We start from the raw sequence: 21,816 nt of genomic DNA on the forward strand, positions 1-21,816 counted from the left end.
GGAGGGGCTCGGACCGAGGTCGGTCCGAGCCCTTCCGCGTGCGGTCTCAGGGCTCGTCTCCGTCGAGGAGGAGGTCCACCGAGAGCTCCAGGGCTACCCCGACGGATTCGGGGAGTGGGATGGAGGTGCCTCGTTTGTAGCTCTGGCGGAGGCGGTACTTGCCGTTGCGCGGGTCCGCGCAGAGGACGGCCTCGTCGTGGTGTCGGTCGGCGATGACGTAGACGGGGACGTGGGCCCGGGCGTAGCCCTCGGCCTTGGTGCCGATGTCGTCCGCCCAGTTGGACGAAGTCACCTCGATCACCAGTCGGAAGACGTCGGGGGCGAAGCAGTTCTTCTCGACCTTGTGGTCCCGGAAGTCCGCCTCGACGAGGGAGAAGTCCGGGATGGCGTAATCGTCAGGCCCGGTCGGCAGCCAGAGCCCGATGCCTTGGACGTACCGAAGACCCGCCTTTCGAGCACCGGCGTCGTAGAACTTCTCGATGAGCCAGCTCAGCGACAGGGCGTGTGACCCGTCCGCAGGTGGTGTCACGGTGAGCCTCCCGTGGAGAATCTCCACTCGGTGTCCGGGAAGCTCCCTGGAGAGTCGATCGGCGGCCTCCGCGATCGTGGTCTCGTGCTGTATCACGGCCATAGCTTCCTCCTTTTCACGGCTCACGCTTCCGGAGCGTAGCCGCGCGCGCCGACATTTCGCACGACTTCACCCGTACGGGCACATCCGGCCCGGGGGGTGGCCGGAGTTGCCAACTCCGTTAAGGCGCAGGTGGATTCGGCGGACTTGAGTCGTCGTCCGGGGTCTTGACGGTGGGAGTTGGTCTAGACCAAGGTGTGCCGCATGTGGAGATCTCGTGCGGTGCTTGCCGCGTTCGCGTCGTTGTCGCTCACCGTTGGCGGGGCTCAGGCCGCCGGGGCCGCCGGGGCCGGGGCCGCTGCTCCGGCCGCTGTTGCGGGGGCGCGGGGTGTCGGGCTGCCGCCCGTCGTGTCGCATGTGCCGACCTCGGAGAAGGTCGTGTTCATCACCATTGACGACGGGTGGGCGCACGATCCCGCCGTCGCGCAGACGCTCGTGGACCAGCGGGTGCCCGCCTCGCTGTTCCTGCTGCCGGGGGCGTTCTCGTACGACGCGCAGTACTTCACCGGGCTGATCGCGCAGGGGCGGTCGGTGAGCGTCGAGAACCACACCGTCAATCACTCCGATCTGACCTCGCTCGACGCCGCCGGCAAGGACGCCGAGGTGTGCGGGGCCGGGGAGCAGGTCGCCGCGGCCTTCGGGCGGGAGCCGAAGCTGCTGCGGCCGCCCTACGGGACGGTCAACGACGACGTGCGGCTGGCCGCCAAGGCGTGCGGGGTCAAGGCGCTGATCACGTGGACGCACGACTTCACCACGTGGGGCGAGACGCCGGCCACGCCTCAGCTGCAGGCCGGTGACATCGTGCTGCTGCACTTCACGCCGACGCTCGGCGCGGACCTGAAGCGGGCCCTGGACGCGGCGAAGGCCGCCGGGCTGAAGCCGGCGGCCTTGATGCCGCACCTGAAGAGTGCCGGGCTGGTGCCGTAAGGGCCTGCCGGCTACAGCTCGCGGTGGAGCTTCGTGTTCGAGGCCTGGGCGCGGGGGCGGACCACCAGGAGGTCGATGTTGACGTGGCTGGGACGGGTCACCGCCCAGGTGATGGTGTCGGCCACGTCGTCGGCGGAGAGGGGCTCGGCCACGCCGGCGTAGACCTTCTCCGCCCGCTCCGCGTCGCCGCGGAACCGGGTCTTCGCGAACTCCTCGGTCTTGACCAGGCCGGGGGCGATCTCGATGACGCGGACGGGCTGACCGACGATCTCCAGGCGGAGGGTCTCGGCGAGGACGCGGGCGCCGTTCTTGGCGGCCACGTAGCCGGCGCCGCCCTCGTAGGTGGCGTGGCCGGCGGTGGAGGAGAGGACCACCACCGTGCCGTCGCCCGAGGCGGTCAGGGCCGGGAGCAGGGCCTGGGTGACGTGGAGCGTGCCGATGACGTTGACCTCGTACATCGTGCGCCAGTCGGCGGGGTCGCCGGTGGCGACGGGGTCGGCTCCGATGGCGCCGCCGGCGTTGTTGACGAGCACGTCGCAGCGGTCGAGCGAGGCGGCGAGGGCGTCGACGGCGGTGCGGTCGGTGACGTCGAGGGCGTGGGCGGTGGCGGAGTGGCCGGCCGCGGTGATCTCGGCGGCGAGGGCTTCGATGCGGTCCTTGCGGCGGGCGGTGAGGACGACGTGGTAGCCGGCCGCGGCGAGCTGCCGGGCGGTGGCCGCGCCGATGCCGCTGCTCGCGCCGGTGACTACGGCGGTTCGGGTGGCCGTGCTCATGCTGGCTCCTCGTGCGTTCGTACGGGTGAGTACTGGCCAGCATAGGCGGGTCACCGCGCAGGTCACCGGCCGCGCGGGGCGTACATGATCACCGCGGTGCCGGCGAGGCAGATCAGGGCGCCGGCGATGTCCCAGCGGTCGGGCCGGTAGCCGTCGGCGACCACGCCCCACAGGAGGGATCCGGCGACGAAGACCCCGCCGTAGGCGGCGAGCACGCGGGCGAAGTCGCCCGTGGGCTGGAAGGTGGCGGCGAACCCGTAGAGGCCGAGTGCGATGACTCCGGCGCCGATCCAGGCCCAGCCCCGGTGTTCGCGCAGGCCCTGCCAGACGAGCCAGGCGCCTCCGATCTCCAGGAGGGCGGCGAGGACGAAGAGGGCGGCGGAGCGGGCGATGAGCATGGCCGGAACCCTATGCGGGGCGAATGGGGGAGTGGGGGAGCGCGGGGGAGGAGGGCTCGCCCACGTTCGTGTGATGGTCCGACCATCGGGCGGGCGGGAGGGTTAGCGTCCGCGCGTGGAGGTGGTCGCGGTGCGCCGAGGTGCCGTACGGAGTGTGGTGTTGGCCGGGCTGCTGGTGCTGCTCGGAGGAGTGGGGAGCGGGGTGGGCAACGCCCGCGCCGGGGCCGGGCCGGAGGCCGACGTGGCCTATCACGGGCGGGTCGCCCTGGACGGGGGCCGGCTGCGGATCCTGCTGGTCCCGGAGAACGAGGGTCCGTCCGCGCTGGCGAACGCGACCGTACGGCTGCGGCTGTCGGCCGAGCTCGCCGCCCGCCAGGAACTGGCGGAGGGCTGCGCGCGGGCCGGGCTGCGCGAGGTGGTGTGCGAGACCGGGGAGCTGCCGCTGCACGGGCGGGGGCGGCACATCGGACTGGTGCTGCGGCTGAAGGAGCCGGCCACGGAGGTGGTGGTACGGGTCGACACGTGGTGGAACGGCGGCGCGACCGACCGGAACCACACCAACAACGAGCACGCGGTGCTGGCCCTGGACACGGGGGACTCGTACGCGTTCTGAGGGGGCAGGCGGCCGGCCGGGCGGGCGGCCGGGCCGGCCGGTCTGACGGTCGGCCGGGGCGCGCGGAGGCCCGGGCGCGAGTGCCCGCGGCTACGGCGTGCCCACGCCGCCGAACTCGGCCACGGCCTCGTCGACGATCCGCTCCAGCCGGGCGTGGTGGGCGCCGCGCCAGTAGACGCGCTCGCAGTCGGTGCACTGGGCGAAGACCTCGTACGAGCGCTGCGTGCCGCTCTCCAGCCGGTCGCCGACGCTGTCCTTGTCTGCCGCGCGCAGGGTTCCGTTGCACGCGGTGCAGCGGGTCCACGGGGCGAGGGCCGGGGCGAACCGGCCGAGGATGTCGCGGAGCTGCTCGTCGGGGTTGTCGCTGTAGACGTACGCCCCGGCGAACAGCTCGCGGCGGCGCAGCAGTCCGCGGTCGCGGGAGAGCAGGACGCGCTGCTCGGCGGCGGAGCGGGTGGCCAGGGCGGGGTCGCCGATGTCCTCGTTCTCGTACGCGGCGTCCACGCCGAGGAGCCGCAGGCGGCGGGCGAGGGTGCCGAGGTGGACGTCGAGGAGGAAGCGCAGCGGGGTGGCGCCGGGCGCGCCGGGGAGGTGCTGGGGGCGGTCGACGGCGAAGACTTCGACGGATTCGCCGGCCTGTGGCACGTGGGCGAGCGGGGTCTCGGCGCCGTCGACGAGGATCCGGCCGACTTCGGTGAGCGGGACGCCGACCGATTCGACGACGTGGCCGAGGCTGGAGACGCCGTCGGTGGTGGTCGGCACGCGGGTGCCGCGGCGCGCGGGCGCGGCGAACACGTGCAGTTCGGGGGCGAGGGTGAGCTGAATGCCGGGTCCGTTCACGGGGCCCAATATGCCATCGGGGGGCGGGGCGGGGCCTCGGATTTACGCGCCCGGGGCCGGCTTTCGTACGCGCCCTGGGCGCGGCCCCCTTCGTCCCACGCCCGGACCGACTACCCGGCCTGCGCCCGGACCGATGACCCGGCCTGCGCCCGGACCGACGACCCGGCCCGTGCCCCGAGCGGCGCCCCGGCCGGCCCCCGGCCTACGGCCAGACCAGGCAGTACGGCTGGTGCCCCGCCTCGTGGAGGCGATGGCTGAAATCCTGCCACTCGTGGAGCAGCTGGTAGACGTTGAAGGCGTCGCGGGGTCCGCCGCGGTCGGGGACCGTGGACCAGATGAAGGCGGCGGCGCCGACCGATTCCTCGCCGATGCCGCGCAGCGGGTCGACGACGGTCATCGGGAGTTTCACGACGGCGTAGTCGGGGTGGAGGACGACGAGCTCCAGCGGGGGCACCTTGTGCAGGGGTATGCCCTCGATGCCGGTCAGGACCATCGCCGCGACGGTCTCCGGCTTGATCTTGGTGAACATGCCGCCCATGCCGAGCTCGTCGCCGCCGAGCTCCTCGGGCCGCATGGTCACGGGGACGCGCGCGGCGGTGGCCCCGTCGGGGGCGCCGAAGTACTTGTAGGTCACGCCCATGCCGCGGCCCCTGGGGAAGCCGTCGGGGTCCTGCGTCGGGCCCGGTACGTGTTCTGCCGCGTCCGTGGCGCGACGGCGGTGCTTGCCGCGGCGACGTTCCCGGGCGCGCTGCGGGTCCAGGCCGTCCGTGCCCTCGCCCGGTCCACCACCGCGTTGCATATCTCCACCCGACGTGTCTTGCCTGCCCCGGCCCCGTGGCCCCCGCCACGCAGCCTGATCATCATGGCAGTGACCTCCCCCGGGGTGGCGCGGTGAAACGCCCGTCCGCAAGTCAGTCGCGGCCTCTGAGACCATGGCTGGTGTGAGCTACCCGTACCCGTATGAAGCCAAAGTCTCGCAGACTCTCTTTGACCGCGCGTCCCTCGTGACGCCTGGCGGCGTGAACTCTCCCGTGCGCGCCTTCCGCGCCGTGGGCGGAACGCCCAGGTTCATGGTGTCCGGTACCGGTCCGTACCTGACCGATGCCGACGGGCGCGAGTACGTCGACCTCGTCTGCTCGTGGGGGCCGATGATTCTCGGCCACGCCCACCCGGCCGTGGTGGAGGCCATCCAGGCCGCCGTCGTCCGCGGCACCTCTTTCGGTACCCCCGGCGAGGGGGAGGTCGCGCTCGCCGAGGAGATCGTCGCGCGCATCGCTCCCGTGGAGCAGGTCCGGCTGGTGTCCTCCGGGACCGAGGCGACCATGTCCGCGATCCGCCTCGCCCGCGGGTTCACCGGCCGCGCCAAGATCGTGAAGTTCGCCGGCTGCTACCACGGCCACGTGGACTCGCTGCTGGCCGCCGCCGGCTCCGGGCTCGCGACCTTCGCGCTGCCGGACACGCCCGGGGTGACGGGCGCGCAGGCCGGGGACACCATCGTGCTCCCCTACAACGACCTCGAAGCGGTGCGGGCGGCCTTCGCCGCGCACCCGGGCGAGATCGCCTGTGTGATCACCGAGGCCGCGCCCGGCAACATGGGCGTGGTGACCCCGGGGGAGGGCTTCAACCAGGGGCTCGCCGACCTGTGCCGGGCGAACGGCGCCCTGTACATCTCCGACGAGGTCATGACGGGCTTCCGTACCTCGCGCGCCGGCTGGTACGGCGTGGACGGGGTCACGCCCGACCTGATGACCTTCGGCAAGGTCATGGGCGGCGGCTTCCCGGCCGCGGCGTTCGGCGGCCGGGCGGACGTCATGGGTCACCTGGCGCCCGCGGGTCCCGTCTACCAGGCGGGCACGCTGTCCGGCAACCCGATCGCGACGGCCGCCGGTCTGGCGCAGCTGCGGCTGCTGGACGAGGCGGCGTACGAGAAGGTCGACGTCGTGTCGCTCCAGATCCAGGGGCTGGTGACCGAGGCGCTGACCAAGGAGGGCGTCGCGCACCGGCTGCAGACCGCCTCCAACATGTTCTCGGTGTTCTTCACCGAGGACGAGGTCCGCAACTACGACGACGCGAAGAAGCAGGAGGCCTTCCGCTTCAACGGCTTCTTCCACTCGATGCTGTCGCAGGGCGTCTACCTGCCGCCGTCGGCGTTCGAGTCGTGGTTCGTGTCCACCTCCCACGACGACAAGGCGATCGAGCGCATCGCGGCCGCCCTGCCGGCCGCCGCCCGGGCCGCCGCGGAGGCCACCGCATGAGCGCCGCAGCCGAAGCCGCAGCCGGAACCGCCGGTGAGGGCAACGAGATCACCGTCGTCCACGTGGTCCGCCACGGCGAGGTGCACAACCCGGACGGGGTCCTCTACGGCCGCCGCGCCGGGTACCACCTCTCCGAGCTGGGCCGCGCGATGGCGGACCGGGTCGCGGAGCACCTGGAGAACCGGGACGTGACCCACGTCGTGGCCTCCCCGCTGGAGCGGGCCCAGGAGACGGCGGCGCCGATCGCGAAGTCGCACGGGCTGGACCTGGCGACCGACGGCCGTCTGATCGAGGCGGGCAACGTCTTCGAGGGCAAGACCTTCGGTGTCGGCGACGGTGCGCTGCGCCGGCCCGAGAACTGGAAGCACCTGACGAACCCGTTCAAGCCGTCCTGGGGCGAGCCGTACGTCGAGCAGGTCGTGCGGATGATGAGCGCGATCGAGACGGCCCGTGACGCGGCCCGCGGCCACGAGGCGGTGGCGGTCAGCCACCAGCTGCCGATCTGGATCGTACGGAGCTTCGCGGAGAAGCGGCGGCTGTGGCACGACCCGCGCCGCCGCCAGTGCACGCTGGCCTCGCTGACCTCGTTCACGTACCAGGGCGATGCGCTGGTGTCGGTGGGCTACAGCGAGCCGGCCCGGGACCTGGTCCCGTCACACCTCCTCGCGGGTGCGAAGCCGGTGAAGGGCAAGTCGAAGGCCTTCGGGGCGTAGTCCGGCCCGTTTTCCGGGGGCGGTCCGCCGGGCCGCCCCCGGAGGCGTTTCCCCTGCCCAGTCGTGACCGGCTCACACCGTTCACCGGATGTCTCTTTCTTCAAGATTCGCCCTAATTTCATACAAGTGGCTTGAACCTGCCGTGTCGCCTCTGGACTTCGCTGGATTGTCCGTTTGTATGACTTTCCATGAGCAACATGCGCGACTTCAGCCGAAGAGGAGTGCTCGGGATCGGACTTGGGGCCGTCGCCGCGGCCGGCGTCGGCGGTTGCAGCGTCGGCGGGCCGTCCGGCACGGGCAGCAGCGGAGCCGAGGGCCCCTCGGCCACCCCGGGGCCCGGCGGCCCGTCCGGCCCGGTGGTCAAACGCATCGGCGACGGGTCCACCGCCGACACCGGACCGCAGCCGCACCAGCCGGCCGCTCCGGTACCCCTGCAGCCGGGCGAGACGCCGCCGCAGTTCGTGGTGTTCAGCTGGGACGGCGCGGGCGAGATCGGCAACGGGCTCTTCCCCCGCTTCCTCAAGCTCGCCAAGGACCACGGCGCGGCCATGACCTTCTTCCTCTCCGGCCTCTACCTCCTGCCCGAGGCGAAGAAGGACCTCTACCGGCCGCCGAACAACCCCGTCGGCGCCTCCGACATCGGCTACCTCAAGGACGAGAACGTCCGCAACACCCTGAAGTACGTGCGGGAGGCCTGGCTCGACGGCCACGAAGTGGGGACGCACTTCAACGGGCACTTCTGCGGCGGCTCCGGCTCGGTCGCCCGGTGGACCCCGGAGGACTGGCAGAACGAGATCGACCAGGCCGTGTCCTTCGTCACCAACTGGCGCACCAACACCGGCTGGACCGACCTGGAGCCGCTGCCCTTCGACTACCGCAAGGAGCTCGTCGGGGCCCGCACCCCCTGCCTGCTCGGCCAGGACAACCTGCTGCCGGCCGCCCAGAAGCTGGGCTGGCGCTACGACTCCAGCTCGCCCGGGGGCCTGCAGCAGTGGCCGGTCAAGCGCGGCGGCCTGTGGGACCTGCCGCTGCAGTCGCTGCCGTTCCCCGGGCACTCCTTCGAGGTGCTGTCGATGGACTACAACATCCTCGCGAACCAGTCCAAGAACACCACCAAGGGCGTCCCGTCCAACTACCCGGCCTGGCGCACCCAGGCCACCGCCTCCTACCTGGGCGGTTTCCGGCGGGCCTACGAGACCAACCGCGCACCCCTGTTCATCGGCAACCACTTCGAGGAGTGGAACGGCGGCATCTACATGGACGCCGTCGAGGAGGCCCTCAAGGGCATGGCGGACAAAAAGGATGTACGCCTCGTATCCTTCCGGCAGTTCACCGACTGGCTGGACGTCCAGGACCCCAAGGTGCTGGCCAGGCTGCGCACCCTCGGCCCCGGCCAGGCGCCGACCGGTGGCTGGAGCACGTATCTCGCCGCGGCCTGACCCGCCCCCGGTCACCACCTGACCAGCGGCTTAACAGACCCCCCGGGGGGCGCGGAAGATCCGCAAACCGCACATGCGAAACTTTTCACATGAGCCTTAGCCGCGCCCCCCGCCGCAGCCGCTCGACCAGCGGACGCGCCATCCTGCTGACCGCGGTGACCCTCGCGAGCGCCCTGACCCTGACGGCGTGCAGCGATGCGGACGGCGGCAGCAAATCCTCCGGTTCCGCCGGCGGCAACTACGTGATCGGGGCCACCGGCATCTCCACGGTGGCCAAGGGCGACCGCACCGAGGCCCCCAAGCTCGACGGCGAGACCGTCGACGGCAAGACGCTCGACACCACCACCCTCAAGGGCAAGGTCGTCGTCCTCAACGTCTGGGGCTCCTGGTGCCCGCCGTGCCGGGCCGAGGCCCAGTACTTCGCGAAGGTCTCCAAGGAGCTGGAGGCGGCCGGCCAGCCCGTCGCCTTCGTCGGCATCAACACCCGCGACAACACCAAGCAGAACGCGGCCTCCTTCGAAGAGACCTACGGGATCACCTACCCGAGCCTCTTCGACCCGGACGGCAAGCTGATGCTCCGGTTCCCCAAGGGCACGCTCAACATGCAGGCCATCCCCTCGACGCTGGTCCTCGACAAGGACGGCAAGATCGCCGCCCGCACCCTGGCCGCGGTCAACGAGAAGCAGCTGCGCTCGATGATCGACCCGCTCCTCGCGGAGAAGTGACCCCGTGGTCACCGCACTCCCCGGACCGACCGGGCTCACCGGCCCCGACGGGATCACCGGGCTCACCGGGCTCTCCGACGTCGTGCTCGCCGCCGAACAGACCGGCGTGAACACGACCGTCCTCAACGGCGCCCTGCTGCTGGCCCTGCCGATCGCCCTGCTCGCAGGCCTGGTCTCCTTCTTCTCGCCCTGCGTGCTGCCGCTCGTCCCCGGCTACCTCTCCTACGTCACCGGCGTCGGCGGAGCCGACCTCGCCGAGGCGAGGCGCGGCCGGATGCTCGGCGGCGCGAGCCTGTTCGTCCTCGGCTTCACGGCCGTGTTCGTCTCGACCGGCGCGCTGTTCGGCTACTTCGGACAGACCCTCGACGCGAACAAGGAAGTCATCTCCCAGGTCCTCGGCGGGCTGGTGATCCTGCTCGGCCTGTTCTTCATGGGAGCCATCCCCGGTCTGACGATGCGCGAGTTCCGCTTCCACAAGAAGCCGGCCGTCGGCCTGATCGGCGCACCCGTGCTCGGCGTGCTCTTCGGCCTCGGCTGGACCCCCTGCATGGGGCCGACCCTCGCCGCCGTCGGCACCCTCTCCCTGGACCAGGCGACCGCGGGCCGCGGCGCGCTGCTGACCGTGGTGTTCTGCCTGGGACTGGGGCTGCCGTTCATCGTCACCGCGCTCGCCTTCCGCAAGGCGCTCGGCGCTTTCGGCTGGGTGAAGCAGCACTATGCGTGGGTGATGCGGATCGGCGGCGGCATGCTGATCCTGACCGGCCTGCTGCTCGTCACAGGTTTGTGGAGCAGCATCGTCAGCGACATGCAGAGCTGGACCCAAGGCTTCACGGTGGGGATCTGAGGATTACACGGACATGAGTACGACCGACAAGGCGTCCACCGAGGCGCCGCACGATGCCCGGGAGTCCGCGGAGCCTGCGGATTCCGCTTCCGCCGGCGCCGCTTCCGCCGAGGCCTCCGCTTCCGCCGAGGCCTCGGCCGAGGCGGCCGCCGGTGCGCAGCTGTCCACCGCCCCCCTGGAGGACGCCCCCGGCGGCCCCGTGGGCATCGGGGTGCTCGGCTGGGCCCGCTGGTTCTGGCGGCAGCTCACCTCGATGCGGGTGGCGCTGATCCTGCTGTTCATGCTGTCCCTGGCGTCGATCCCGGGTTCGCTGATCCCGCAGAACCAGGTCGACCTGATGAAGGTCGCCGCCTGGAAGAAGGAGCACGCCTCCTGGGTGACCGTCGCCGAGAAGCTCCAGCTCTTCGACGTCTACAGCTCGGTGTGGTTCTCCGCGATCTACCTGCTGCTGTTCATCTCCCTGATCGGCTGCATCCTGCCGCGCTCCTGGCAGTTCGTCGGCCAGCTCACCGGCCGGCCGCCGGCCGCGCCCAAGCGGCTCGACCGGATGCCCGCGTACACGACGTGGCGCACGGACTCCTCCCCGGACGAGGTCCTCGCCTCCGCGCGGGGCCTCCTCGGCCGCCGCCGCTTCCGCACGGAGGCCGGTACGGGATCGGTCTCCGCGGAGAAGGGCTACCTGCGCGAGGCCGGGAACCTGGCGTTCCACGTGGCGCTGATCGTCATGCTGATCGCCTTCGCCTGGGGCCAGTACTTCAAGTCCGAGGGCGGCAAGCTCGTCCTGCGCGGCAAGGGCTTCTCGAACACGCTGACCCAGTACGACGACTTCAAGTCGGGCAGCCTCTTCGACCCCGACGACCTGCCGCCCTTCTCCTTCACCCTGGACAAGTTCGACGCGACCTTCGAGCGCACGGGCCCGCAGAAGGGCACCCCGCGCGACTTCAAGGCGTACGTGACCTTCAGCAACGGCGCGCACGGCAAGCCGGAGAAGCGCGAGATCCAGGTCAACAAGCCGCTGGAGGTGGACGGCTCCAAGGTCTACCTGCTCGGCCACGGCTACGCGCCGGTCATCTCGGTGACCGACTCCACCGGCAAGGTGATCTACAAGGACGCCGTGCCGATGCTGCCGCAGGACGGCAACCTCACCTCCACCGGCGCCGTCAAGGTCACCGACGGCTACAAGGACAAGGACGGGAAGCCGACGCAGCTCGGCTTCGCCGCGATGTTCGTGCCGACCTTCGCGGGCGCCGGCCAGGGCACGATGTTCTCCCAGTTCCCGGAGCTGGACTTCCCGGCGCTCGCGCTGAACGCCTGGCACGGCAGCCTCGGGGTGGACTCGGGCCTGCCGCAGAACGTGTACCAGCTGGACACCTCCAAGATGGAGCAGTTCAAGACCGAGGACGGCAAGCCGCTCGCGAAGCGGATGCTGCCCGGGGAGAGCATGGAGCTGCCCGGCGGCCAGGGCACCGTGAAGTTCGAGGGCATCGAGCGCTGGGCGACCTTCTCGATCACCCACCAGCCCGGCAGCGCCCTCGCGCTCGCGGGCGCTGTCGCCGCCATCCTGGGGCTCGCGGGCTCCCTCTTCATCCAGCGCCGCCGGATCTGGGTGCGTGCGGTCCGCGGCAAGGACGGCGTGACCGTCGTCGAGATGGCGGGCCTCGGCCGCAGCGAGTCCGCGAAGCTCCCCGAGGAGCTGGGGGCGCTGGCCGGCGCGCTCCACGAGCGGGCGCCGAGCGCGGCGCCCGCACCACCTGACGCCGCCACCGAATCCGAATCCGCCCAGCCCAACCAGCCTGCCCAGCCTGCCGAAGAAGTCGAAGGGGAGCGCGCGTGATGCAGCTCGCGGCCGCAGCCAACGAGAGTCTGGCTCACCTCAGCAACAACCTGATCTACGCGTCCATGGCGGTCTACACCCTCGCCTTCTTCGCCCACATCGCCGAGTGGATCTTCGGCAGCCGCAGCAAGGTGGCCCGTACGGCCGCCGCGCTCACCAGCCCCGGGGCGGCGTCCGGGGCCGAGGCCGCCGCGGCCCCGGCCGTCCAGGTGCGGGGCAAGGCCGGCACCGCCGTCCTCGACAAGCCCAAGGTGGTCACGCGCAGCGCCGCCGGCAGCCGGGACGTCCCGGACGGCCCCGGCGCGGCCGGCGGCACCGTCCAGGGCGACCTGTACGGGCGCATCGCGGTCTCGCTGACCACCCTCGGCTTCCTCCTCGCGGGGGGCGGGGTCGTGGCCCGCGCCCTGTCGGTGGAGCGGGCCCCCTGGGGCAACATGTACGAGTTCTCGATCACCTTCTCCACGGTGGCCGTCGGCGCGTACCTGCTGCTCCTCGCGCTGAAGAAGAACGTCCGCTGGCTCGGCCTGTTCCTGGTCACCACGGTCCTGCTCGACCTGGGCATCGCCACCACGGTGCTCTACACCGACAGCGACCAGCTGGTTCCCGCGCTGAAGTCGTACTGGCTGCTGATCCACGTCTCCACCGCGATCATCTGCGGTGCGGTCTTCTACATCGGCGCGGCCGGCGCGGTCATGTACCTCTTCCGCGATTCCTACGAGGCCAAGCTCGTGCAGGGCGGCAAGCCGGGCCGGTTCGCCACCTCGGTCATGGAGCGCTTCCCGTCGGCGGCCTCGCTCGACAAGTTCTCGTACCGCATCAACGCGGCCGTCTTCCCGCTGTGGACCTTCACGATCATCGCGGGCGCGATCTGGGCCGGCGACGCGTGGGGCCGCTACTGGGGCTGGGACCCCAAGGAGGTCTGGTCCTTCGTGACCTGGGTGGCGTACGCCTGCTACCTGCACGCCCGTGCCACGGCCGGCTGGAAGGGCCGCAAGGCCGCGTACCTCGCGCTCTTCGCGTTCGCCTGCTGGATCTGGAACTACTACGGCGTGAACATCCTGCTGAACGGCAAGCACTCGTACGCGGGCGTCTAGTCCGCGTCGGACGCAGCACAGGAGGGGCCGGGCGGCCGAAAGGCGCCCGGCCCCTCCGGCGTTCCCGCCCTCACAGGGCGGGGCGCAGCGGCGGGAGGGGGCCGTCCCCGTTCAGGGTGCGGACCAGGCGGCCCAGTTCGGTGCGCAGGGTCCCGAGGTCGACGCTGCCCCGGCCGAGTTCGGCCTCCAGCTCGTGCAGGACCCGGCCGGCGGCCCCCAGGTGGGCGGTGGCGGCCCCGGTCAGGACCACCAGCTTGCGGCGGCCGCCCCCGGGGTGGGGGGTGCGGCGCAGGTAGCCGCGCCGCTCCAGGTCGTCGACGAGCTGTCCGGCGGCCTGTTTGGTCACCCCGAGCCGTTCGGCGAGCTCGGTCGCGGTGGCGCCGGAGGGGCCCAGGGCCTGGAATGCCATGCCGTGCAGGGGGCGCAGTCCGTCGGCGTGGCCGGCCTCTTCGAGGCGGCGGGTGAACTCGCCGAGCAGGAGCTGGAAGCCGAGGCCGAGGAGGAAGGCGAGCTCGATGTCCGGTACGGCGGCGTCGGGTGCAGCGGCGTCCGGTACGGCGTCATCAGGTCCGGCGTTCTCGTGGGTGGTCACGGAAACATGGTGACACAGGTGAGTCAAGCTGCTTTACTCGTGTGAGTAAAGCAGCTTGACTCACTCTGCCGGAGAAGAAAGCGAAGGGTCCGCCGTGCGCGTCATCACCCCGTCCCCCGACCACGTCATCACCACCCCGAACGCGACCATGACCGGCTTCGCCTCCCCCGGCCGGGGCAGCGCCGAGCTGAGCACCTGGCACGCCGCCATCCCCGCCGGGATCACCGGGCCCGAGCACTCCGTCAGCCGCGAGCAGGTCTGGACGGTCACCGCCGGAGCCCTGGCCGTCACCTGCGGCGGCCGCACCGAGACGGTCGCCGCAGGCGGAGCCGTGGTGCTACCCCCGGACGTCCTGCGCCACGTCCACGCCCTGGCGGACACCGAGGTGTACGTCGCCATGCGCTGCGACGGCCTCGTCTCCGTCCCCGGCGCCGAGGGCGCCCGGCCCCTGCCCTGGGCGGTGTGAGCCCTGCCGGAGCCCCGGCAGGCTGACGGCCGCGGCCACCAGTACCGCCGCGAAGGGCACGAGCAACGCCGCCCGGTACCCGTCCAGGGGCTCGGCGGCGCCGGCCGCCACCCCCGTCACCCCGGCCAGCCCGAGCGCCGCGCCGAACTGGAACGCCGTGTAGAGCAGCCCGCCCGCCAGGCCCTGCTCCTCCTCCGCGACCCCCTCGGTCGCGACGATGGTCAGCGGCCCGTAGACCAGGGCGAAGGCCAGCCCGAGCACGATCAGGCTCGGCAGCATGAGCAGGTAGGACCAGTCGGCGCCCAGCGGCAGGAACAGCCCGTACGCCAGCGCCGCCAGCAGCAGCCCGGTGAAGATCAGCCGGCCGTTCCCGTACCGCGCCACCAGCTTGGGCACCACCGTCGGCGACAGGACCGCGTCGATCCCGATCACCAGCATCGCCAGGCTCGTCTGCAGGGTGGACCAGCCGCGCAGCTCCTGGAGGTAGAACACCACCAGGAACTGGAATCCGAAGAACGCGGCCGAGAACAGCAGCGCCGCCGCGTTGGCCCGCAGCAGCCCGGGCGAGCGCAGGATGCCGAGCCGCACCAGGGGCTCGGCCGTGCGCCGCTCGACCAGGACGAAGGCCCCGAGCAGCGCCAGCCCCGCCACCGCCGGCAGCGGCGCGAGCTCCTCGACGCCGAGGACGAGCAGCACGACGCCCGCGGTCACGAGCACCCCGCCCCACACGTCGATCCGGCCCCGCTCGCGCGGTGCGGCCGGCGCCTCCTTCGGTACGAAGGCCAGCGCGCCCGCCAGGATCAGCGCGGCCAGCGCCACGGGAGCGAAGAACACCCAGCGCCAGCCCACCGCGGCGAGCAGCCCGCCCGCGACCAGCCCGACGGAGAACCCGGCGGCGGCCGTGCCCGAGTACACCAGCAGCGCCTTGTCCCGCTGCGGCCCCTCCTCGAAGCCCGTGGTGATGATCGAGAGGCCCGCCGGGGTCATGAAGGCGGCGGCGACCCCGGTCACGAAGCGGGCCGCGATCAACTGCCAGCCCTCGGTGGCGAGACCGCCGAGCCCGGAGAAGAGCAGGAACACCGTCAGCCAGCCGATGAACATCCGGCGGCGTCCGAAGAGGTCGGCCGCGCGGCCGCCGAGCAGCATGAAGCCGCCGTAGCCGAGCACGTAGGCGCTCATCACCCACTGGAGGGTGCCGGTTTCGAGGCCGAGGTCGGCGCGGATGGAGGGCAGGGCCACGTTCAGCATCGCGACGTCGATGCCTTCGAGGAAGATGGCGCCGCACAGGACGAGCAGGACGCCGAGCCGGCGCCCGCGGATGGTTTCCATGAACAGACCTCGCAGGACGGAGGGAGGGAAAAGAGGGAAGGAAGAGCGGAAAGTTGCCGGCTCAACCACCCTCGCCCGCCACCCGCACGGGAACAACGGCGAAGATCTCAACGTTCGTTCAGCCATGCTTACCGATCGCGATGAGCTGGACTGCTTCCTGATCCTGGCCGAGGAACTGCACTTCGGCCGCACCGCCGAACGCATGCTGCTCTCCCGGGCCCGCGTCAGCCAGCTCGTGCAGCGCCTCGAACGCCGCGTCGGCGCCCGGCTCTTCCTGCGCACCAGCCGCAGCGTCGCCCTCACCTCGCTCGGCGCCCAGCTCCGCGCCGACCTCGAACCCCACCACCGCGGCATCGCCGCCGCCCTGGACCGGGCCGCGGCCACGGCACGCGCCGCGGACGGGGTGCTGCACGTCGGCTTCACCACCCCGCCCGCCGGCGAGCTCGTCCTGCGCGCCGCGCAGGCCCTGCGCACCACGCACCCCGGCATCAGCGTGGAGGTGTGCGAGGTCCCGCTCTCCGACCCGTACGGGCAACTGCGCGGCGGGGCCTTCGACGTGGCCTTCGCCGAGTTCCCGGTCCGCGAACCCGACCTGGGAGAGGGGCCGACCCTGTTCACCGAGGCGCGGGCGCTGGCCGTGGCCGCCGGGCATCCGCTGGCCGCGCGGGACTCCGTGACGCTGGAGGAGCTGGCGGGGGTCGCGCTGCTGTCCGTGGCCGGGGACCTGCCCGCGTACCTGCGCGAACACCAGACCCCCGCGCGCACCCCGGGCGGGCGGCCGATCCGGCGCGGCCCGGAGGTGACGAACCTGCAGGAGGCGCTGATGATGGTCGCGGCGGGCCGGGGCGCCCTGCTGACCTCGGCCCACGCCGCGGCCTACCACGCCCGGCCCGGCGTCACCCACGTGCCCGTGGCCGACGCCGAACCGGTCGGGTACGGGCTGGTCTGGCGCGCGGGCGAGGACACCGGAGCCGTACGGGCCTTCGCGCACGCGGCGCAGCGCGCGGCGAAGACCCGCCACCACGCGCCCGCCTGAGGAAGTGCTCATCGCCGCGGAGCGGCGCCACATGCCGTGGCTGGTCGGCGCCCTGACCCGGTAGGCCCTGCCGGCCTGCCGGCCTAGTCCTTGTCCGTGTCCTTGTCCTTCTGGTCCTGCTCCTCGCGCAGGGACTTCAGGAACTCCGGATTGTCGTCGGGGGCCACCCAGGTGCGGCGGCCCTGCCGTGGCCGCCCGCCGGCGCCGCCGGGCACCCGCTTCTTGCCCGCGAACAGCCACACCACGGGACCCACGATCGAGAAGAGCAGGATGATCAGGACCCAGACGACCTTCGGAAGGTGTTTGACCTCTTCTTCCGGCGTGTTCAGGCAGTCGATGAAGGCGTAGATGGTCAGCGCGATGATCAGCAGGAACGGCAGATAGCGCAGCACGGTGTGGGACCGACCCCCAGAAGAACGGCGCGGACCGGACAGGTCCGCCGTGGACTCTCCCAGGGTAGAGGCCCCGCCGCGCTCCGGGCTCTGAGCGGGGATGCCACAATTGCCCCCATGGCTTACGACGATCTCCGCTCGCTGCTCCGGGCTCTGGAGCGGGAGGGCGACCTCAAGCGCATCAAGGCCGAAGTGGACCCGTACCTGGAGGTCGGGGAGATCGTCGACAGAGTGAACAAGGCGGGCGGACCCGCGCTGCTCTTCGAGAACGTCAAGGGTTCGGCGATGCCGCTGGCCATGAACGTCTTCGGGACCGACCGCCGGCTGCTCAAGGCCCTCGGCCTGAAGTCGTACGCCGAGATCAGCGAGAAGATCGGCGGCCTGCTCAAGCCGGAGCTGCCGCAGGGCTTCATCGGCGTCCGCGAGGCCTTCGGCAAGCTCGGCTCGATGGTGCACGTGCCGCCGAAGAAGGTGAAGGGCGAGTCCGCGCCCGTCCAGGAGGTCGTCCTCACCGGCGACGACGTGGACCTGGACCAGCTGCCGGCCCTCTTCACCTGGCCCAAGGACGGCGGGTCCTTCTTCAACCTCGGCCTGACGCACACCAAGCACCCGGAGACGGGCGTGCGCAACCTCGGCCTGTACCGCCTCCAGCGCCACGACAAGCGCACCATCGGCATGCACTGGCAGATCCACAAGGACAGCCGCAACCACTACGCGGTGGCCGCGGCACGCGGCGAGCGGCTGCCGGTCGCGATCGCCTTCGGCTGCCCGCCGGCCGTGACGTACGCGTCGACCGCGCCGCTGCCGGGCGACATCGACGAGTACCTCTTCGCCGGGTTCGTGGCGGGCAAGCGGATCGAGATGGTGGACTGCAAGACCGTCCCGCTCCAGGTCCCGGCCCACGCCGAGGTGGTCATCGAGGGCTGGCTGGAGCCGGGGGAGACGCTCCCCGAGGGCCCCTTCGGCGACCACACGGGCTTCTACACCCCGCAGGAGCCGTTCCCCGCGCTGACGATCGACTGCGTGACGATGCGCAAGCGTCCGCTGATCCAGTCGATCGTCGTCGGCCGGCCGCCGACGGAGGACGGTCCGCTCGGGCGCGCGACGGAACGCTTCTTCCTCCCGCTCCTCAAGATCATCGTCCCGGACATCGTGGACTACCACCTCCCCGAGTCGGGCGGCTTCCACAACTGCGCGATCGTCTCGATCGACAAGAAGTACCCGAAGCACGCGCAGAAGGTCATGCACGCCATCTGGGGCGCGCACATGATGTCGCTGACCAAGCTGATCATCGTGGTGGACAAGGACTGCGACGTCCACGACCTCCACGAGGTCTCCTGGCGGGCGCTCGGCAATACGGACTACTCCCGCGACCTCACCGTCGTGGAGGGCCCGGTGGACCACCTGGACCACGCCTCCTACCAGCAGTTCTGGGGCGGCAAGGCGGGCATCGACGCCACGAAGAAGCTGCCGACGGAGGGTTACACCCGGGACGGCGGCTGGCCTGACATGGTCGAGTCCGACCCGGCGACGGCCGCCCTGGTCGACAGCCGCTGGAAGGAGTACGGACTGTGAGCCCGATCGCAGTGGACGGCCCGGAGTTCTACATCGGCACCTCCACGGCCTACGTGGCCCTGGTGCGCCCGGAGATCGACCCGACGCAGCCCGGTGTGCTGATCGCCGCCGAGCAGGCGGGCGTGAGCCCCGAGGAGTTCGCCGGGTCCGGCGACACCTGGGCCCTGATGTTCGACGTGGACGGCGAGGGCGGCGGCTTCGAACTGCCCGGCGCTCGGGACGTCGAGGCGGACGACTTCGCGGAGCAGCTCCAGCGCTCCCTGGCGGCGGCCGAGCCCTTCACCGCCGAGGCCGGCAACTTCCTGCGTCTCGAAGCCCGCCCGGCCGGCGGGGACTGGGTGGTCACCGCCCACGTCACCCCGCCCGAGGGCCACGAAGACGACGCCCCCCAGACCCTGGAGCTCGGGGCGCTCCCGGCGGCGGACCTGCTGGCCGACCTCGAAGACTTCCGGAGAGCCCTCGCATGATGACGACCGCCGACGAACTGCTCGGCTCGTCCGGCCCGGCGCCGCAGCCGGTCGGCAAGGTGAAGGCGTTCCTGCGGCTCGTGATGATCGAGCACTCGGTCTTCGCGCTGCCCTTCGCCTACATCGCCGCGCTCACCGCCATGTACACGCTCGACGAGCGGATGCACTGGACGAAGCTGCTGCTCGTCACCGTCTGCATGGTGGGGCTGCGGACCTTCGCGATGGCCGCCAACCGGATCATCGACCGGGAGATCGACGCGCGGAACCCGCGGACCGCCGGGCGCGAGCTGGTGACGGGCGCCGTCTCGGTGCGCTCCGCGTGGACCGGCGCCGGGATCGCGCTGGCCGTGTTCCTCGGCTCGGCGGCGCTGCTGAACCCGCTCTGCCTGATGCTGGCGCCGATCGCCGTCGTACCGATGGTGGTGTACCCGTACGGGAAGCGGTTCACGAACTTCCCGCACGCGATCCTCGGCATCGCCCAGGCGATGGGCCCGGTCGGGGCCTGGATCGCGATCACCGGCGAGTGGTCCTGGGATGCGGTGATCCTGGGCCTCGCGGTGGGCGTCTGGATCGGCGGCTTCGACCTGATCTTCGCCTGCCAGGACGTGGCCGCGGACCGCGCGGAGGGCGTCAAGTCCGTCCCGGCCCGCTTCGGCATCCCGGCCGCCCTGTGGGGCGCGCGCGGCGCGCACGTCGTGACAACGGGCCTGCTGGCCTGGTACGCGGTGGCGACGGACGCGGGCTGGCTGTTCTGGCTCGGCCTGCTGATCGTCGTGGCCGCCTTCGTCTACGAGCACACCATCGTCACCCCGCACGACCTGTCCCGCCTGAACCGCGCCTTCTTCACGGTGAACGGCTTCATCGGCATGGCCCTGTTCGTGTGCGCGCTGGCGGACCTGGTGGTGCGGGGGCTGTCGCTGTAGCTCGGACGGGTATACGTCGCGATGTCGCCGTCCCCTTCGACGGCGACAACGTAGGGAGTTCTGAGGTCGTCTCCCCGAGCAGCGTGCGCAACGACTACGAGGTCAAGGACCGGGCCTATGCCCGGCGCGGGATCCCGCACTACCTGATCTTCGACCCGTACGAGGCGCAGTGCACCACCCTGTGGAACCCCGGGCCCGAGGGCTACCGGGGCCGCGACGTGATCCCGTACGGGGAGACGGTCACCGTGGAGACCGGTATCGGGAAGGTGGCCGTGGACACCGCCGAGCTCCCCGTCGACCCCGGCGCCGCAGGCTAGAGCGCCGCCACCTCCGGCCGGGGCCGGGCCACCGCGGCGACCGCCGCGCCGGCCAGGAGGCCGAAGAGGTGGGCCTGCCAGCTGACCACCGAGTCGGTGGGGAGGGCGCCGGCCAGGAAGGTGGTGCCCCAGACGGCGGCGATGACGACTGCGACGGCCACGCCGAGGGGGCTGCGTTCCACGAAGCCGCGGACCAGCAGGTAGCCGAAGAGGCCGAAGATCAGGCCCGAGGCGCCCGCCGTGATGGTGTGGGGCGGGGAGATCAGCCAGACGGCGAAGCCGTCGGCGAGGACGATGGCCGCGCAGACGGCCAGGAAGCGGCCGATGCCGCTCAGCGCGGTGACGAAGCCGAGGACCAGCAGCGGGATGCTGTTGGAGGCGACGTGGTCGAAGCCGAAGTGCAGGAAGGGCGCCAGCGGGATCCCGCTGAGGCCGTCGGCCTCCCGCGCGGTGATCCCGTAGGAGTCGAGCGCGTGGCCGGTGGCGTAGTCGACGGCCTCGATCAGCCACAGCAGTGCCACCCAGCCCACCATGAGCTTCGCGGCGGCCACGGCCCGGCCGGTGCGGCTCCAGGCGAAGGAGCCCGTACGACCCGTGCCGCCCGGGTGTGTGCTGCTTCCGCTCATGCCGACCCCTCCGCCGTGTCCACCCCTTGAACGTGCGGACACCTTAGCCAGTGCCCGTCGGCGGTGGCCGGATAGTCTCGGAGGTATGACTGAGGGCAAGCGCACCCCGTGGGTGGTCGGGGTTTCCGGGGCGTCCGGGACGCCGTACGCGGCTGCGGTGATCCGCGGGCTGCTGGCGGCGGGCGAGAGCGTGGACCTGGTGGTGAGCCGGTCCTCGCGCCTGACGCTGCTGGACGAGACGGGGATCGCCTTCCGCGACGCGCACTGGCGGGACGATCTGGGGGAGTGGCTGGAACGGGGCGCCGACGGCAAGCCCGGAACCTTCGCGCGCCCGGATCTGGACGGCGTGCGCCACTGGGCGGCGGGGGATCTGGCGGCCGGACCGAGCAGCGGCTCGTACCCCGTGAAGGGGATGCTGATCGTGCCCGCGTCCACGGCGTGCGTGGCCGGGGTGGCGCTCGGGCTGTCGAAGGACCTGCTCCAGCGGGTCGCGAGCGTGACGCTCAAGGAGCGGCGCCGGCTGGTGGTGACGGTGCGGGAGACCCCGCTGAGCGGACAGACGCTGAAGCATCTGGTGAGCCTGGACGAGGCGGGCGCAGTGGTGCTGCCCGCCTCTCCGGCGTTCTACGCGGGTGCGACGCACATCCAGGATCTGGTGGACTTCGTCGCGGGGCGGGTGCTCGACGCGGCAGGGGTGCCGCACGGGCTGTACCGCCGGTGGGAAGGGGAGCTCGGTGGCTCCCGGCCCCCCGCTCCCGGGCGGGCCCGGGGGGCGGGCGGTGGCGCTTAGCGCTTCTTGGCGCGCCCGGGCTTGCGCATCTTGTCGACGCGGTGCGCGGCGACGGGCTGGTCGGTGCGGGATCGGTTGGCCAGCTCCTGGAGCTGTCGCATGTGCGCGTAGGCCATCTCGATCGTGTACACGGTGAACCACTCCTGAAAATTGTCAGATCGTCGTTGATCTGTTGAAAGATTCACAGGGTGTCGACCCTGTGCACCTTAGATTCTATACG

At 71.6% G+C, this 21,816-nt stretch carries 25 protein-coding genes and 1 pseudogene; 16 read left to right on the forward strand and 10 right to left on the reverse strand.

Annotated elements, in window-relative coordinates:
* Positions 1-46 precede the first annotated feature (46 nt).
* On the reverse strand, positions 47-631 hold the full coding sequence (locus ACIA8F_RS27370; RefSeq protein WP_399382647.1) for a Uma2 family endonuclease: 585 nt from the start codon (positions 629-631) through the stop codon (positions 47-49).
* 375 nt (positions 632-1,006) lie between these two features.
* Here ACIA8F_RS27370 and ACIA8F_RS27375 point away from each other — a divergent pair, with 375 nt between their 5' ends.
* Positions 1,007-1,555, forward strand: coding sequence for a polysaccharide deacetylase family protein (locus tag ACIA8F_RS27375; RefSeq protein WP_399382648.1), 549 nt, complete (start codon positions 1,007-1,009; stop codon positions 1,553-1,555).
* An 11-nt stretch (positions 1,556-1,566) separates the two neighbouring features.
* Here the strand turns inward: ACIA8F_RS27375 and ACIA8F_RS27380 are convergent, their stop codons facing one another.
* Together ACIA8F_RS27380 and ACIA8F_RS27385 are read right to left on the reverse strand one after the other, a co-directional pair.
* Positions 1,567-2,328, reverse strand: a complete 762-nt coding sequence (locus ACIA8F_RS27380; RefSeq protein ID WP_399382650.1) for an SDR family NAD(P)-dependent oxidoreductase — start codon at positions 2,326-2,328, stop codon at positions 1,567-1,569.
* Between the two features lie 62 nt (positions 2,329-2,390).
* Positions 2,391-2,726 (reverse strand): YnfA family protein, encoded by a 336-nt coding sequence (locus tag ACIA8F_RS27385; RefSeq protein WP_399382652.1) that lies wholly within the window; start codon positions 2,724-2,726, stop codon positions 2,391-2,393.
* 115 nt (positions 2,727-2,841) lie between these two features.
* Here ACIA8F_RS27385 and ACIA8F_RS27390 point away from each other — a divergent pair, with 115 nt between their 5' ends.
* Positions 2,842-3,339: a hypothetical protein gene (locus ACIA8F_RS27390; protein WP_399382654.1), complete on the forward strand. Its 498-nt coding sequence runs from the start codon at positions 2,842-2,844 to the stop codon at positions 3,337-3,339.
* Positions 3,340-3,429: 90 nt separating this feature from the next.
* On the opposite strand, the gene ACIA8F_RS27395 is transcribed toward ACIA8F_RS27390, so the two are convergent.
* Positions 3,430-4,179, reverse strand: a complete 750-nt coding sequence (locus ACIA8F_RS27395) for a Mut7-C RNAse domain-containing protein (RefSeq protein WP_399382656.1) — start codon at positions 4,177-4,179, stop codon at positions 3,430-3,432.
* A 202-nt stretch (positions 4,180-4,381) separates the two neighbouring features.
* On the reverse strand, positions 4,382-4,819 hold the full coding sequence (locus tag ACIA8F_RS27400) for a hypothetical protein (protein ID WP_008738524.1): 438 nt from the start codon (positions 4,817-4,819) through the stop codon (positions 4,382-4,384).
* A gap of 292 nt (positions 4,820-5,111) precedes the next feature.
* On the opposite strand from ACIA8F_RS27400, the gene hemL reads away from it, so the two are divergent.
* The 7 genes from hemL (at position 5,112) to ccsB (ending at position 13,083) form a co-directional block, all read left to right on the forward strand.
* The gene (hemL, locus tag ACIA8F_RS27405; RefSeq protein ID WP_399382658.1) at positions 5,112-6,434 is read left to right on the forward strand and encodes a glutamate-1-semialdehyde 2,1-aminomutase; all 1,323 of its coding nucleotides are present in this window, start codon (positions 5,112-5,114) and stop codon (positions 6,432-6,434) included.
* Positions 6,431-7,147 carry a histidine phosphatase family protein gene (locus ACIA8F_RS27410; protein WP_399382660.1) on the forward strand — a complete coding sequence of 239 codons (717 nt, stop codon included), beginning with the start codon at positions 6,431-6,433 and terminating at the stop codon, positions 7,145-7,147. The genes hemL and ACIA8F_RS27410 overlap by 4 nt, the downstream gene beginning before the upstream one ends.
* Positions 7,148-7,344: 197 nt before the next feature.
* A complete protein-coding gene (locus ACIA8F_RS27415; RefSeq protein ID WP_399382773.1) occupies positions 7,345-8,586 on the forward strand; it encodes a hypothetical protein in 1,242 nt (413 codons plus the stop codon).
* Positions 8,587-8,675: 89 nt separating this feature from the next.
* Complete coding sequence (locus tag ACIA8F_RS27420; protein WP_399382662.1) at positions 8,676-9,311, forward strand: TlpA family protein disulfide reductase; 636 nt, start codon at positions 8,676-8,678, stop codon at positions 9,309-9,311.
* Between the two features lie 52 nt (positions 9,312-9,363).
* Entirely contained in the window at positions 9,364-10,155 is a 792-nt protein-coding gene (locus ACIA8F_RS27425) for a cytochrome c biogenesis CcdA family protein (RefSeq protein ID WP_399382774.1), read from the forward strand.
* Positions 10,156-10,168: 13 nt separating this feature from the next.
* On the forward strand, positions 10,169-11,989 hold the full coding sequence (locus ACIA8F_RS27430) for a cytochrome c biogenesis protein ResB (protein WP_399382664.1): 1,821 nt from the start codon (positions 10,169-10,171) through the stop codon (positions 11,987-11,989).
* Positions 11,989-13,083 carry a c-type cytochrome biogenesis protein CcsB gene (gene ccsB, locus ACIA8F_RS27435; protein ID WP_399382776.1) on the forward strand — a complete coding sequence of 365 codons (1,095 nt, stop codon included), beginning with the start codon at positions 11,989-11,991 and terminating at the stop codon, positions 13,081-13,083. The genes ACIA8F_RS27430 and ccsB overlap by 1 nt, the downstream gene beginning before the upstream one ends.
* A 70-nt stretch (positions 13,084-13,153) precedes the next feature.
* Here the strand turns inward: ccsB and ACIA8F_RS27440 are convergent, their stop codons facing one another.
* Positions 13,154-13,600 carry a MarR family winged helix-turn-helix transcriptional regulator gene (locus ACIA8F_RS27440; protein ID WP_399382777.1) on the reverse strand — a complete coding sequence of 149 codons (447 nt, stop codon included), beginning with the start codon at positions 13,598-13,600 and terminating at the stop codon, positions 13,154-13,156.
* Between the two features lie 223 nt (positions 13,601-13,823).
* Between ACIA8F_RS27440 and ACIA8F_RS27445 the strand changes: the two are divergent.
* A pseudogene (locus tag ACIA8F_RS27445) lies at positions 13,824-14,003 on the forward strand (cupin); the annotation flags it as partial.
* Positions 14,004-14,012: 9 nt separating this feature from the next.
* On the opposite strand, the gene ACIA8F_RS27450 reads toward ACIA8F_RS27445, so the two are convergent.
* Positions 14,013-15,470: an MFS transporter gene (locus tag ACIA8F_RS27450; protein ID WP_399382666.1), complete on the reverse strand. Its 1,458-nt coding sequence runs from the start codon at positions 15,468-15,470 to the stop codon at positions 14,013-14,015.
* A 124-nt stretch (positions 15,471-15,594) separates the two neighbouring features.
* Between ACIA8F_RS27450 and ACIA8F_RS27455 the strand changes: the two genes are divergently transcribed.
* Positions 15,595-16,506, forward strand: coding sequence for a LysR family transcriptional regulator (locus ACIA8F_RS27455; protein WP_399382668.1), 912 nt, complete (start codon positions 15,595-15,597; stop codon positions 16,504-16,506).
* An 83-nt stretch (positions 16,507-16,589) separates the two neighbouring features.
* Here ACIA8F_RS27455 and ACIA8F_RS27460 read toward each other — a convergent pair whose 3' ends face one another.
* Positions 16,590-16,898: a PLD nuclease N-terminal domain-containing protein gene (locus tag ACIA8F_RS27460; RefSeq protein ID WP_399382670.1), complete on the reverse strand. Its 309-nt coding sequence runs from the start codon at positions 16,896-16,898 to the stop codon at positions 16,590-16,592.
* A 117-nt stretch (positions 16,899-17,015) separates the two neighbouring features.
* Here ACIA8F_RS27460 and ACIA8F_RS27465 point away from each other — a divergent pair, with 117 nt between their 5' ends.
* From ACIA8F_RS27465 to ACIA8F_RS27480, 4 genes are read left to right on the forward strand one after another with little or no spacing between them, the layout of a single operon-like run.
* Entirely contained in the window at positions 17,016-18,473 is a 1,458-nt protein-coding gene (locus ACIA8F_RS27465) for a menaquinone biosynthesis decarboxylase (RefSeq protein ID WP_266880420.1), read from the forward strand.
* Positions 18,470-18,940 (forward strand): hypothetical protein, encoded by a 471-nt coding sequence (locus ACIA8F_RS27470; RefSeq protein WP_399382672.1) that lies wholly within the window; start codon positions 18,470-18,472, stop codon positions 18,938-18,940. Before ACIA8F_RS27465 ends, ACIA8F_RS27470 begins: the two co-directional genes overlap by 4 nt.
* A complete protein-coding gene (mqnP, locus tag ACIA8F_RS27475; protein WP_389436087.1) occupies positions 18,937-19,863 on the forward strand; it encodes a menaquinone biosynthesis prenyltransferase MqnP in 927 nt (308 codons plus the stop codon). Before ACIA8F_RS27470 ends, mqnP begins: the two co-directional genes overlap by 4 nt.
* Positions 19,864-19,874: 11 nt before the next feature.
* Entirely contained in the window at positions 19,875-20,180 is a 306-nt protein-coding gene (locus ACIA8F_RS27480) for a Uma2 family endonuclease (protein ID WP_399382779.1), read from the forward strand.
* On the opposite strand, the gene ACIA8F_RS27485 is transcribed toward ACIA8F_RS27480, so the two are convergent.
* The gene (locus ACIA8F_RS27485; protein ID WP_399382674.1) at positions 20,177-20,806 is read right to left on the reverse strand and encodes a rhomboid family intramembrane serine protease; all 630 of its coding nucleotides are present in this window, start codon (positions 20,804-20,806) and stop codon (positions 20,177-20,179) included. The genes ACIA8F_RS27480 and ACIA8F_RS27485 overlap by 4 nt on opposite strands.
* Before the next feature lie 85 nt (positions 20,807-20,891).
* On the opposite strand from ACIA8F_RS27485, the gene ACIA8F_RS27490 reads away from it, so the two are divergent.
* A complete protein-coding gene (locus ACIA8F_RS27490) occupies positions 20,892-21,596 on the forward strand; it encodes a UbiX family flavin prenyltransferase (RefSeq protein ID WP_399382676.1) in 705 nt (234 codons plus the stop codon).
* Here the strand turns inward: ACIA8F_RS27490 and ACIA8F_RS27495 are convergent.
* Positions 21,593-21,727, reverse strand: a complete 135-nt coding sequence (locus ACIA8F_RS27495) for a hypothetical protein (RefSeq protein WP_266905748.1) — start codon at positions 21,725-21,727, stop codon at positions 21,593-21,595. The two genes, ACIA8F_RS27490 and ACIA8F_RS27495, sit on opposite strands and share 4 nt — an antisense overlap.
* Positions 21,728-21,816 lie beyond the last annotated feature (89 nt).

The organism is Streptomyces sp. NPDC051563 (assembly GCF_044454225.1).
In the GTDB taxonomy this organism is placed as follows: Bacteria; Actinomycetota; Actinomycetes; order Streptomycetales; family Streptomycetaceae; genus Streptomyces.

Coding starts and splice junctions, on each gene's coding strand:
- ACIA8F_RS27370 (WP_399382647.1), bottom strand. CDS start 631: ATGGCCGTGATACAGCACGAGACCACGATCGCGGAGGCCGCCGATCGA.
- ACIA8F_RS27415 (WP_399382773.1), top strand. CDS start 7,345: ATGCGCGACTTCAGCCGAAGAGGAGTGCTCGGGATCGGACTTGGGGCC.
- ACIA8F_RS27385 (WP_399382652.1), bottom strand. CDS start 2,726: ATGCTCATCGCCCGCTCCGCCGCCCTCTTCGTCCTCGCCGCCCTCCTG.
- ACIA8F_RS27490 (WP_399382676.1), top strand. CDS start 20,892: ATGACTGAGGGCAAGCGCACCCCGTGGGTGGTCGGGGTTTCCGGGGCG.
- ACIA8F_RS27420 (WP_399382662.1), top strand. CDS start 8,676: ATGAGCCTTAGCCGCGCCCCCCGCCGCAGCCGCTCGACCAGCGGACGC.
- ACIA8F_RS27455 (WP_399382668.1), top strand. CDS start 15,595: ATGCTTACCGATCGCGATGAGCTGGACTGCTTCCTGATCCTGGCCGAG.
- mqnP (WP_389436087.1), top strand. CDS start 18,937: ATGATGACGACCGCCGACGAACTGCTCGGCTCGTCCGGCCCGGCGCCG.
- ACIA8F_RS27430 (WP_399382664.1), top strand. CDS start 10,169: ATGAGTACGACCGACAAGGCGTCCACCGAGGCGCCGCACGATGCCCGG.
- hemL (WP_399382658.1), top strand. CDS start 5,112: ATGGCTGGTGTGAGCTACCCGTACCCGTATGAAGCCAAAGTCTCGCAG.
- ACIA8F_RS27465 (WP_266880420.1), top strand. CDS start 17,016: ATGGCTTACGACGATCTCCGCTCGCTGCTCCGGGCTCTGGAGCGGGAG.
- ACIA8F_RS27450 (WP_399382666.1), bottom strand. CDS start 15,470: ATGGAAACCATCCGCGGGCGCCGGCTCGGCGTCCTGCTCGTCCTGTGC.
- ACIA8F_RS27400 (WP_008738524.1), bottom strand. CDS start 4,819: ATGGGCGTGACCTACAAGTACTTCGGCGCCCCCGACGGGGCCACCGCC.
- ccsB (WP_399382776.1), top strand. CDS start 11,989: ATGCAGCTCGCGGCCGCAGCCAACGAGAGTCTGGCTCACCTCAGCAAC.
- ACIA8F_RS27380 (WP_399382650.1), bottom strand. CDS start 2,328: ATGAGCACGGCCACCCGAACCGCCGTAGTCACCGGCGCGAGCAGCGGC.
- ACIA8F_RS27410 (WP_399382660.1), top strand. CDS start 6,431: ATGAGCGCCGCAGCCGAAGCCGCAGCCGGAACCGCCGGTGAGGGCAAC.
- ACIA8F_RS27485 (WP_399382674.1), bottom strand. CDS start 20,806: ATGAGCGGAAGCAGCACACACCCGGGCGGCACGGGTCGTACGGGCTCC.